10 protein-coding genes and 2 pseudogenes are annotated in these 10,437 nt (G+C 38.2%); 1 reads left to right on the top strand and 11 read right to left on the bottom strand.

Annotated features, from left to right (window positions below; translation table 11 throughout):
* The coding region (locus EAL44_RS07120; RefSeq protein WP_120869318.1) for an outer membrane beta-barrel protein at nt 1-131 on the top strand (131 nt) is incomplete at its 5' end.
* A gap of 116 nt (nt 132-247) precedes the next feature.
* Here the strand turns inward: EAL44_RS07120 and EAL44_RS07115 are convergent.
* The 11 genes and pseudogenes from EAL44_RS07115 to EAL44_RS07065 all read right to left on the bottom strand — a co-directional run bounded on the left by EAL44_RS07115 (nt 248) and on the right by EAL44_RS07065 (nt 10,368).
* Nucleotides 248-976, bottom strand: coding sequence for a TerC family protein (locus tag EAL44_RS07115; RefSeq protein WP_121076292.1), 729 nt, complete (start codon nt 974-976; stop codon nt 248-250).
* A gap of 6 nt (nt 977-982) precedes the next feature.
* Nucleotides 983-1,939 (bottom strand): magnesium/cobalt transporter CorA, encoded by a 957-nt coding sequence (gene corA, locus EAL44_RS07110; protein WP_121076289.1) that lies wholly within the window; start codon nt 1,937-1,939, stop codon nt 983-985.
* Between the two features lie 15 nt (nt 1,940-1,954).
* A complete protein-coding gene (locus tag EAL44_RS07105) occupies nt 1,955-3,163 on the bottom strand; it encodes a phosphoglycerate kinase (RefSeq protein ID WP_121076286.1) in 1,209 nt (402 codons plus the stop codon).
* A 15-nt stretch (nt 3,164-3,178) separates the two neighbouring features.
* Nucleotides 3,179-4,171 carry a type I glyceraldehyde-3-phosphate dehydrogenase gene (gap, locus tag EAL44_RS07100; protein WP_121076283.1) on the bottom strand — a complete coding sequence of 331 codons (993 nt, stop codon included), beginning with the start codon at nt 4,169-4,171 and terminating at the stop codon, nt 3,179-3,181.
* 88 nt (nt 4,172-4,259) lie between these two features.
* The gene (gene ung / locus EAL44_RS07090) at nt 4,260-4,961 is read right to left on the bottom strand and encodes a uracil-DNA glycosylase (RefSeq protein WP_121076277.1); all 702 of its coding nucleotides are present in this window, start codon (nt 4,959-4,961) and stop codon (nt 4,260-4,262) included.
* The gene (locus tag EAL44_RS07085; RefSeq protein ID WP_121076274.1) at nt 4,958-5,671 is read right to left on the bottom strand and encodes a 1-acyl-sn-glycerol-3-phosphate acyltransferase; all 714 of its coding nucleotides are present in this window, start codon (nt 5,669-5,671) and stop codon (nt 4,958-4,960) included. The genes ung and EAL44_RS07085 overlap by 4 nt, the downstream gene beginning before the upstream one ends.
* Nucleotides 5,658-6,821, bottom strand: coding sequence for an SH3 domain-containing protein (locus tag EAL44_RS07080; RefSeq protein ID WP_121076271.1), 1,164 nt, complete (start codon nt 6,819-6,821; stop codon nt 5,658-5,660). Before EAL44_RS07080 ends, EAL44_RS07085 begins: the two co-directional genes overlap by 14 nt.
* 6 nt (nt 6,822-6,827) lie before the next feature.
* Nucleotides 6,828-8,192, bottom strand: coding sequence for a S41 family peptidase (locus EAL44_RS07075; protein ID WP_162970404.1), 1,365 nt, complete (start codon nt 8,190-8,192; stop codon nt 6,828-6,830).
* A gap of 110 nt (nt 8,193-8,302) precedes the next feature.
* Nucleotides 8,303-8,428, bottom strand: a pseudogene (locus EAL44_RS08015) (DNA methyltransferase); the annotation flags it as partial.
* Nucleotides 8,418-9,289: pseudogene (locus EAL44_RS07070) on the bottom strand (HpyAIV family type II restriction enzyme). The pseudogenes EAL44_RS08015 and EAL44_RS07070, both read right to left, overlap by 11 nt.
* Complete coding sequence (locus EAL44_RS07065; protein ID WP_121076265.1) at nt 9,289-10,368, bottom strand: DNA-methyltransferase; 1,080 nt, start codon at nt 10,366-10,368, stop codon at nt 9,289-9,291. The pseudogene EAL44_RS07070 and the gene EAL44_RS07065 overlap by 1 nt, the downstream one beginning before the upstream one ends.
* Between the last annotated feature and the right edge of the window lie 69 nt (nt 10,369-10,437).

Below are 10,437 nucleotides of genomic sequence, written 5' to 3'. Positions count from 1 at the left end.
CCGCTCAGCATGGCATGGAATTGGGCGTGAAAATCCCCACCATTAACACGGATTATTACTCTTTCATGGGGGCTGAACTCAAATACCGAAGGCTCTATAGCGTGTATCTCAATTATGTGTTTGCTTACTAGGTGGTGCAAATTCTCTTTTTAAGGGGGCTTCATTGCGAAATGCCCCTATGTGCTTATGAATTTTGATTAAAATTTGGTTGTTCACAAAAACATGAAAGCCTTTTAAAAAACGCTTTTTAACTTTTTTTCATTTTCTTTTCTATGAAAATGTTTAAGCATTCTATGAGCAAGGCAAAACCAATACCCGCATACAAATAATTTTTATCAACATGCAAATGCAAGCCTTCTAAAAACAAAAACACGCCCACAACGAGCAAAAACACAAAGGCTAAAGTTTTGATGCGATAATGCCTTTCAATAAAATCGCCAACGATTTTGGAAAAAAACATCATCACGATTACAGATAAAATGATAGCAAGCGCCATGACTTCTAGGTGTTTAGCGATCCCAATAGCCGTGATCACGGAGTCTAAAGAAAAGACAATGTCTAAAAATGTGATTTCTATTAAGGTGATGAAAAAGCCAAACGCTTTTTCTTGGTGTTTTTCTTTAGGATAGATCTGCTCTTTTAATTCCACTAACGCTTTAAAAGCCAAAAACGCCCCCCCTACAAGCAGCACCACATCACGCCATGAAAAGCTCATGCCCGCTATAGTGAATAAAGGCTTTTGCAAATGGCTGATGAAAAACAAGCTCCCTAAAAGCCCTATACGAGCGATCATCGCTAAGCCCAAGCCTAAAATCATGGCCTTATTTTGCTGGTGTTTGGGGAGTTTATAGACCATCACCGTGATAAAAATGATATTATCAATCCCTAGAACGATCTCTAAAAGCGTGAGCGTAGCCAAGGAGACTATGCCATGCGGTGTAGAAAGAGCGTCTAAGAGTGAGGATAAAAATTCCATAAAAGGCTACAACCAGCCTTTCTTTTTGAAATAAATCACCGGGAGGATCGTAGAAATCGCCATGACAATCAGCGCGAAAAGATACCCGTATTGCCATTCTAACTCCGGCATGAATTTAAAATTCATGCCATAAATCGTGCCAATCAATGTGGGGGGCATCATCGCCATAGTCGCCACAGTGAAGAGCTTGATGATTTTATTTTGCTCCACATTGACTTGAGAAGCGAACAGGTTTTGAATGTTATCAAGCGAGTTGAGATTGACCGTTGTAGACTCCACCAAAGAGCTAAAATCGGTTAAAATGATATTTAAATTATTTTTAGTATCGCTATCCACTTTATTGCTCCTTAATAAAGCGGTGATAATGCGCCGTTTGTCAAAAAAAGAATCCCTTAAAGCCACATTAAATTCTTGCAAATTGGACAAGTGCACTAAAATATCATCATGCGTAGAAGTTTCTTTGAAAATGATGTTTTTACGCAACAGGCTCGTTTGTTTGTTGATCCACTCCAAACATTCCACGCCTTTTTCAAAATACACTTCAAAGATTTTGGTTAAAACATCAAACCCGTCTTCAAATTTTTTAGGACTCGCTAAAACCTTTTTTTGGATAGAATCAAAGATTTCTAAAGTCCCGTAATAAATCGTGAAAAGAATGTTATTAGACAAAATAAAGGTCGCCATTTCCGTGTGGAAAGTCTCATTTTCATCCTGGTTGGTGAAAAAAGCGTTGATCGTAACGCTAGAGCTGTCTTCCCAATATTTTGTTACTGATGAGACTCGTTGGGAATGGTCTGTGTTGTAGTGGATAGCGTATTCTTGGCTTAGAGTGGCTAATTCATTGGGCGTAGGGTTGATTAATTCAAACCATAAAACTTCATTTTCTTCTATATCAAAACCATTAAAATCATTAAAGCGTTTTTTAATGACAAATTTTTGTTGCTTGAAAAACACGTTCACCATAAGCGATCCTTAGAGTTAATGGCGTTTATCCAAAACCTCAAAACAAGGTAAAATTTTGCCCTCTAACAATTCCAAACTCGCTCCCCCACCGGTAGAAATAAAACTCATGTTATCCTTTTCGCCCGCACGGTTGATCGCATCAATGGTATCGCCCCCACCAATGAGCGAGAAAGCGTAAGTGTCAGCGATTTTGTGGGCTAAAAAGGTTGTGCCTCTAGCAAATTCTTGTTTTTCATGCACGCCTAAAGGGCCATTCCATAAAATGGTGGGCGCGCTCTCTATGACTTCAGAAAACAATTTCATGCTCGCAGGCCCTATGTCAGCGATCTTGTGTTTAGGCTCAATGTCTTGGACGGGCGAAATTTTGATGTGTTTAGGGTTAAGAATATCATCAGTGGTTACAGCGTCTATGGGTAAATAGACTTTGACTTTTTTTTCTTTCGCGCTTTGCAATAACTCTAGGGCGTCTTTTAGTAAAGCGTCTTCTACAGAAGAATCTTGCACATCATAACCTAAGGCTTTTAAGAAGGTGTTGCTCATCGCTCCCGCAATGATGAGTTTGTCAATGAGATCTAAAATATTTTTTAATAGGGTGAGTTTGGAGCTGACCTTAGCCCCCCCTACAATCAACAATAAGGGGCGTAAAGGGTGGTTAAACGCTTGATAAAACGAATCAATTTCTTTTTTGAGTAAAAACCCGCTCACTTTAACGGGGGCGAATTTGGCGGTGCCATAAGTGCTGGCATGCTTTCTGTGGCTCGTGCCAAAAGCGTCATTCACAAACACATCGCACAAACTCGCTAAATCTTTAGCCAGATTTTCATCATTTTCTTCTTCGCCTTTTAAAAAGCGGATGTTTTCTAAAAGAAAAATCCTTGTGGGCGCGTTTTCGTTTAAGGCTTGTTTTAATTGCACGATATTTTGAGAAAAAACCACTTCATGATTTAAGAGTCTTTCAAGGCGTTTTAAAAAGGGCTTCAAGCTCAATTTTTCTTCAACCCCTTTAGGGCGGCCCAAGTGGCTCACTAAAATAATATCTTTAGCCTTGTTGTCAATACAATATTGGATGGTAGGCAAGCTCTCTCTAATGCGCGTATCATCAGTAATATTCAAATTTTCATCTAAAGGCACATTAAAATCCACTCTAACAAGCACCCTTTTATGGCTCACTTCCACCTCTTGAATGTTTTTAACGTTTTGCATAAACGACATTTTAGCTAACATGAAAAATCCTTTCTTTTAATTTTGTGCTATATATTGCGCCATGTCTATCAAGCGCTCGCTATAACCCATTTCATTATCATACCATGCCAATACTTTAGCATTTTTTTCGCCTATTGTCATGATTTGATCATCAATCACGATCGCGCTAAAAGGCGAAGAAATAAAATCGCTTGAAACAAGCCTTTCTTCATCAATACTCACAACCCCTTTAAAGGCATGCTTACAAGCGTCTTTAAGCGCATGCTGAACGCTTGCTTTACTCACAACTTTTTTAAAGCTCAAAGATAGATCCACTAAGCTCACATTAGGGGTAGGCACTCTAATCGCAAGCCCTGTAACTTTAGGGCCTAAATGCGGTAAGACTAGCGAAATGGCTTTGCTCACGCCGGTGCTTGTGGGGATAAGGTTTAAACCAGCCGCTCTAGCGCGGCGGATGTCTTTGTGCTTGGTGTCTAAAAGGTTTTGATCGTTAGTGTAGCTGTGGATGGTGGTTAAAAGCGCGTTTTCTACTTTAAAGGCTTCATCTAAGATTTTTAATAAAGGAGCGGTAGCGTTAGTCGTGCAAGAGGCGTTAGAAATCACGCTTTCGTTATGGTAATGGGTGTGATTCACCCCATAGACAAAGGTGGGCGTATTTTGCGCGGGAGCGGAGATGATGACTTTTTTCACGCTGTTTTTAAGATGAGCGCTTGAAGCTTCTAAGGAATTGAATTTCCCCGTGCATTCTATGACGATTTCTGCGTTAGCGACAGAAAAATCAAGCTTGTTAATGTCTCGCTCGCTCAACACTACAATCTTTTTACTATGCCCGATATTTAGGGTTCTATTGGCGTTTAATTGGGCTTCAAAATGCCCATGCACGCTGTCATGACGGATCAAATGCAAAAGAGTTTCTAATTCAGCGGTAGAATTGATGGCTACAATCTCTATATCTTTTCTTTGACTAGCAATTCTTATAGCGCACAAACCGATGCGCCCGGTCCCATTGATAGCGATTCTAATTGGCATGTTTTCCCTTTATTTAAAAATTACTATTTTATCACAAATGCTTTTAAATGAAGGCATTCTTAAGGGGTTCTGTCTCATCAAGCATTCATCACAAACTAAAATCAAAATCCTTGCGATAAACCTCTCTATAAGCTTTTTGAACGCTTGTAAAAACCCCACTCCCTAAAAACCCCCTAGATAATGGGCTAGGGTGAGGGGCTGTGATGATGATATGCTTATTAGGGGGAATTAGCGCGATCTTTTTTTGGGCGACTTTCCCTAGTAACACCACGATTAAAGGGGCGGTCGTTTCAAAAAGGCGCATCAGTATTTGATCGCTAAAAGCTTCCCAGCCAATGTGTTTGTGCGAAGCGGCTTGGTTTTTTTCCACGCTTAAAATGGCGTTCAATAACAGCATGCCCCTTTTAGCCCATGCGCTCAAATCCCCACAACAAGGCACAGGCACGCCTAAATTCGCATGCAATTCTTTAAAAATATTTTTTAAGCTTGGGGGGATGGGGGCGTTTTTTTCCACGCTAAAGCTCAAGCCTATCGCCACCGGCAATTCTTGCTCATTGTCTAGGTAGGTGGAATGGTAGGGATCTTGCCCTAAAAGGATGATTTTAACTGCGCTAGGGGGCGTTAGATTGAGCGCATAAAACAGATTGGAGCTTTTGGGGAAAATGGTTTTAGGGCTTTTTAGGGCTTCTAAATAGCGTTTTTCTATTTCTAAGAAATAAGGCTTTTTAAATTCGCTTTGCAAAAACTCCCGCCAAACCAAACTCAAAGGAGCGTAGTCAAAAAGCTTCATGCGTTTAGTTCGTGGTAGTGTTTTAAATACTCTTTTTGCATGCGTTCTTGTAATTCTTCATACCAGGTGGGCGAGTTAAAATCAGGAGTATAGCTTTCTAGCATGACTAAACGGGTGCGCGCTTTATAGGCTTCTAGGGGCTTGGAATTAAAGATTTTAATGGAATTGATTAACACCATGGGCTGGATTTTGAGCTGGAATTTTTCGGCGATAATCTTAGCCCCTTGCTTGAAAGGGAGGAATTTTTCTCCCCCTTTACCTCTAGTGCCTTCAGGGAAAATCACTAAGGGGCGGTTTTGGTCTAGCTTTTCCTTACACGCTTTCAAAAGGCTCACAATCCCCTTTTTATCCTCTCTGTCAATTAAAATCATTCCGGTATCCGTTAAGGCATGCCCATAAAAGGGGATTTCGCCTAGTTCTTTTTTAGCGATCCAGCAAATATTACTAGGATGGTAGGCTTCTAAATAAATAATGTCTAGTAAGCTTTGGTGGTTTAAGACAATGAGTTTAGCGTCCGTATCAAAAGCGCCTATTTTTTCTAAAGTAACCCCTGTGAGCGTGAAAAAACATGCGCAAGTTTTACGGCTGGAGCGCGCGTTATTATTTTTGCGGTTAAAATAATTGAAAACAATGATAACAGCTAGTCCTATAGCGATCACTAAAGCCCTATAAATCGCTCTCAAACGATTTGACTTTTTATTTGATTTCATCTTTTTTGACCCATCCTATTTGTTCATGCGGCGTTAGGATTTTGTAATAATCATCATGCGAACCTACAATTTTAATCGGCATTTCATTTTTAGAAAGCCCTAAAATGGTGGAATTTTGCGTGGGCAGAATGCGGATTTTTTTATGAGCGAGCAATAGGGCTGATTTTTGCGTGAATAAAAGGTGATACAAAACAAACCCTAAGCACAAAATCCCAAGCCCTAAAAAAATGAGTTTGCGCCCAAAAATGAAAAACAACACCAAGAAAAACACGCACAAAGCGAGCAACGCCACATTAGAAAAGACTAAAAAATTGTTTTTAGGGATGAGATCGCTTTGAATACCGGTAGTGTCTTGAGTGGGAATGGTTGAAAAAGATAAGGTCTTAAACTGCCTATTTGAAAGCGAAAAATAATCAAAAGAAAGGTTTTGAAGGGTTTTAGGCAACACGCAATAATAAAAAACGCTCCCTTCTTTAGCCTTGGTCTGGTTTAAAGAAGCGTTATCAAACCCTTGCTTGATCGCTTCTTTGATGTGAAAATCTTCCCAAGTGGCTTCTTTGAACGCTAATTCCATCACCAAAATATTGTTTTTATCGTCGTAATCTTTGGTTTTGTATTGCAAGACTTGCAAATCTTTAGCCATGATTTTTGCATAACGAGGGTTTTTGGATAAATCCGTTACTTGCAAAGTAACTTTTGGGGCTATGGAATGATCTATATATTTGTCTTTATTGGAGAACGCGCTCACTTCTAAAGGCGGAATACTCGCTTTTATGCCCTTAATCTTGTAATAATAGGTCGCTCTGAAAAGCTCTTTTTCCACTTTTTTCCATTTAGGCATCTTGTTTAAAAGCTCAATTTGGGTTTTATCCAACCCGTCTTTGATTTTAGCTTCCAAAAACTCAGCATCAAACAATAATAAATCATAAGTTACGCCTATGGTTTGACCGATATAAACCGGGTTGTTTTCCAAATCTTCTAATTGAGAGATTTTCACATAAGCCACTTTAGCCTTGATTTCTTCTGGCTCATGAGTGTTTTCAGCAGCCAAAAAAATGGCCAAAAAGCTTAAAATCAAGCCAATGATTTTAAGGGTTTTGATTGAATGAGCTAAAAAACCCATTAACGATTTTTCAAATAAAAACCCCATGAGTTTTTATTTCTTCTTAGGCGCTTTTTCATCCATTTTCTCATCCACGATAGACCAGGTTTTCAAGCTGTCAATAGCGGTTTTTAGTTGAATGTCATCATTGATCATTTTAGGAGTAACCTCTTTTTCCTCTTCATTTTTCTTGTCTTTATCCGCCTCTTTGGAATTAGGGGTTTTATCATCAATCTTTTTAAGCTCTTGCTCTAAATGATGTTTCAAATCCGCTTCTTTCAAGCTGAATTTGTTTTCATTTTCTGGCACTTTACCCGGATAAATCACAATATCAGGCGTGATCCCTTTAGCTTGAATGGTGCGCCCGCTCGGCAAATAGTAGCGCGCGGTCGTGATCTTAATGGCTTCATCTTTATTGACAGGGAGCAGCATCTGCACGCTTCCCTTACCAAAGGTTTTTTCACCGATAATGATGGCCCGTTTGTGATCTTGCAGTGCCCCTGCGACAATCTCGCTCGCGCTCGCTGAACCGCCATTGACTAACACCGCTATAGGCAAATTGGTATAAGGGGCTCTGCCGTTAGCCTTGTATTCTAAATTTTCTTCTTTGTTTTTGCCTTTTTGAGAGACTAAAACCCCCTCTTTAATAAAGAGGTTAGACAAGCCTACCGCTTGGTTTAATAACCCTCCAGGATTGCCTCTTAAATCCAACACGATCCCTTTAGTTTTAGGGTTAGCTTTCAAGCCGTCTAAAACCGATTTGGTAACATTTTTATCAAAAGAATTGACTCTCACATACAAATAAGGGGTTTTTTCAATCTTTTTCACATAGACAGAGGGGACTTTAATGATGTCTCTAACAATGTTAAACACCAAGGGTTTTGGCTCGTTTTTTCTTACAACGGTGATCTGAATAGGGGTTTTTGGCTTGCCGCGCATGAGGTTGATCGCATCATCAATGCTCATGCTCAGCGTGCTTTCGTTATTGATTTTTAAAATGTTATCGCCCGCTTTAACCCCAGCCTTGTAAGCGGGAGTGCCTTCTAAGGGAGCAATAACGGTCAAAACGCCATCGCGCATGCCCACCGTGATCCCAAGCCCCCCAAATTCGCCCTCGGTTTGGGCTTGAAATTCCTTAAACTTCTTTTCATTCAAATACGCTGAATGCGCGTCCAAATTAGAGAGCAAGCCTTCAATCGCTTTAGTCATGATCTCAGAAATACTGATTTTATCCACATATTTTTTTTCAATTTCTGTAACCACATTCGTGAAACGATTGAACGCTTCCACCCTTTTAGCTGCTAATTCTTGCGGATCTTCTTTAACCGGCTTGACCGGCTTTTTTTCCTTAACTTCACCACCATGCAAACTCACCGCAAGAGAAATCGCTAACAACCCTTTAAAAAGTCGTTTTGTCATTGTTAATAGCACCACCCATTTTTGAGATTAGAAAGAATCACCTTTAAGGTTTTATTCAATTTTTTGCGTTTATTCTATCTAAAATTTAGATAACATGCCCATTCATTCACTCATTTTGAGCCTAAACGATACAACAAAAACGCATAACTCCCCGATCCATTCAAATGCAAATCACAAAGCGTGTTCGTTACAAAAACATTAGAAATAGGGCTTACTTTAGAGCCTCTATCGCAAAGACAATAACTTTTCCTCTAACTTTGACGCTAATTGCTGATAAATCGTTTTATTTTGTCGTCTAAATGCTCCACTAACATTTTTAAAACTTTTTGTTCTGGGAATAAAATTAACACAAGATTGAAAATTTCATCATTATCCAAAAGCTTTCTATAAACGCTTGGCGCTAAATCTTTGATTTCTTTAAAGCTCTCTAAAGGATTTTCATCAAAATTCAAACTGGGTAAGTCCGGTAAAATTTCACGCCATCGCACTAAATGGTTTAAAACCTCAGCCCAAACTTGCGGGATATTAAGAGATTCAAACAACCCCTTACCATAACACAATTTCAAAGGCGCGCCATAATCAACAGATAATTTTTGCAATTCTTCTTTATAATAATTTTGATTTTTATTCAAACTCTCATCTATAAAGTAAAAATAGCCTTGAATGTTTTCGCCATAACGATGGATTAAAGCCTCTAATTTTCTTTCAAAGTTATCTATTTGCCCTCTCTTTTTGGCGCTGTCATGGTCGTCTCGCATTTTTTGTTCTATAAAATAATAGGTGTTATCTTTTTTAGCAAACTGATCTAATTCTAAAGATTCCCTTTTTTCTTTATCCTTATTGTAATAAGGAATTTTTTTAGATAAAGGTGAAAAGTTATGCTCTTTTAAATATTGTTCTATTAAGCATTCAAACGCATCGCCAAACTTAATCTCATGGGAAGTCAATAAATTTTGTAATAGTTTTGTCTTAGGCTTAGTGGGTCTAAAAATCCCCAAATAGCGTTCAGGGTTTTCAGCAATATTTTCAAGTAATTTTGCTTTAGATGTTCCAAAAACAAAACGATTAAAAATCTCGTTAAAGGTTTGATAGTCCATTAAGAGTTCTTTTGGCAGATATAACGCAATTCATCTAGCAATAAAAATTGATTTTGGTAATACGCATAAAAAAATTTCCAGCCATTATGGTTGGTTTTATTCAAATATTTAGCGCTCATCTTATGAATAGAAGTTTCATAGTTTTCATTATCCCTCACTTGTCCGTTTTCTAAAACTTGACAAATTTTTTCTTTGTTAGGCGAGTATAAAAAATCCCCGATTTTTAATAATTGTTTAGAAATTAAAAGACTTATAGGGATTTTTGGGGGTTTAGTTTCTAATTCTAAATTAGTGATAAAATCGCTTTTATCCTTAGTGTTATTAAGGCGTTTTACTGCTTCTTTAATATAAAAAGAATCTTTTTCAATGCCGATAAAATACCTGTTCATGGATTTAGCCACAGCCCCTGTTGTGCCTGTGCCAAAAAAGGGATCTAAAATAATATCTTTAGGTTTAGTCGCGCTTAAAATGATTTTTTTTAAGAGCGCTTCTGGTTTTTGCGTGGAATGCACTTTTTTACCTTGCGCATCTTTTAGTCTTTCGTTACCAATGCAAATAGGGATTTGCCAAACTGATTTTTCTTGTTTGTCATTATTGAGATACTTCATTGTTTTATAATTAAAGGTAACTTTGCTGTTTTTGTGTTTAGCGCACCAAATAAGCGTTTCATGAGCGTTACACAATCTCTTGCCAGCAAAATTAGGCACCGGGTTGCTCTTATGCCAAATAATATCATTGAGTATCCAAAACCCTAAATTTTGCAAATGAAAACCAATTCTAAAAATATTTTGGAAACTCCCTATCACACAAATACTGCCATTATCTTTTAAAATCCTTTGGCATTCTTTTAGCCAACCCAAACAAAAGGTATCGTATTCTTCAAAAGATCCAAATTTATCCCAATGATCCTCAACGCCTTGAAATTTTGTGCCTTCAAAACGCTTCAATTCCCCCTCTGTTTGCATAAAATATGGGGGGTCAGCAAAGATAAAATCAACGCTTCTGTCAGGAAAATCTTTTAATTTTTCTAAACAATCCCCCTCTATGATAGTATTTAAGTTTTCTTTTAAAAAATCCATGATTGACTAACCTTTTATATCTGCTACTCTAGCCATTTTAACACAAGCATTTTAAGGCTATCTTAATGT

This window comes from Helicobacter pylori, from assembly GCF_003637685.1.
Classification (GTDB): domain Bacteria; phylum Campylobacterota; class Campylobacteria; order Campylobacterales; family Helicobacteraceae; genus Helicobacter; species Helicobacter pylori_CJ.
This window is presented reverse-complemented; position numbering and strand designations above follow the sequence as displayed.

Excerpts from the sequence above, each read along its gene's own strand:
- EAL44_RS07085 (WP_121076274.1), bottom strand. The coding sequence starts at position 5,671 with ATGAAATCAAATAAAAAGTCAAATCGTTTGAGAGCGATTTATAGGGCT.
- ung (WP_121076277.1), bottom strand. The coding sequence starts at position 4,961 with ATGAAGCTTTTTGACTACGCTCCTTTGAGTTTGGTTTGGCGGGAGTTT.
- corA (WP_121076289.1), bottom strand. The coding sequence starts at position 1,939 with ATGGTGAACGTGTTTTTCAAGCAACAAAAATTTGTCATTAAAAAACGC.
- gap (WP_121076283.1), bottom strand. The coding sequence starts at position 4,171 with ATGCCAATTAGAATCGCTATCAATGGGACCGGGCGCATCGGTTTGTGC.
- EAL44_RS07105 (WP_121076286.1), bottom strand. The coding sequence starts at position 3,163 with ATGTTAGCTAAAATGTCGTTTATGCAAAACGTTAAAAACATTCAAGAG.
- EAL44_RS07065 (WP_121076265.1), bottom strand. The coding sequence starts at position 10,368 with ATGGATTTTTTAAAAGAAAACTTAAATACTATCATAGAGGGGGATTGT.
- EAL44_RS07080 (WP_121076271.1), bottom strand. The coding sequence starts at position 6,821 with ATGGGGTTTTTATTTGAAAAATCGTTAATGGGTTTTTTAGCTCATTCA.
- EAL44_RS07115 (WP_121076292.1), bottom strand. The coding sequence starts at position 976 with ATGGAATTTTTATCCTCACTCTTAGACGCTCTTTCTACACCGCATGGC.
- EAL44_RS07075 (WP_162970404.1), bottom strand. The coding sequence starts at position 8,192 with ATGACAAAACGACTTTTTAAAGGGTTGTTAGCGATTTCTCTTGCGGTG.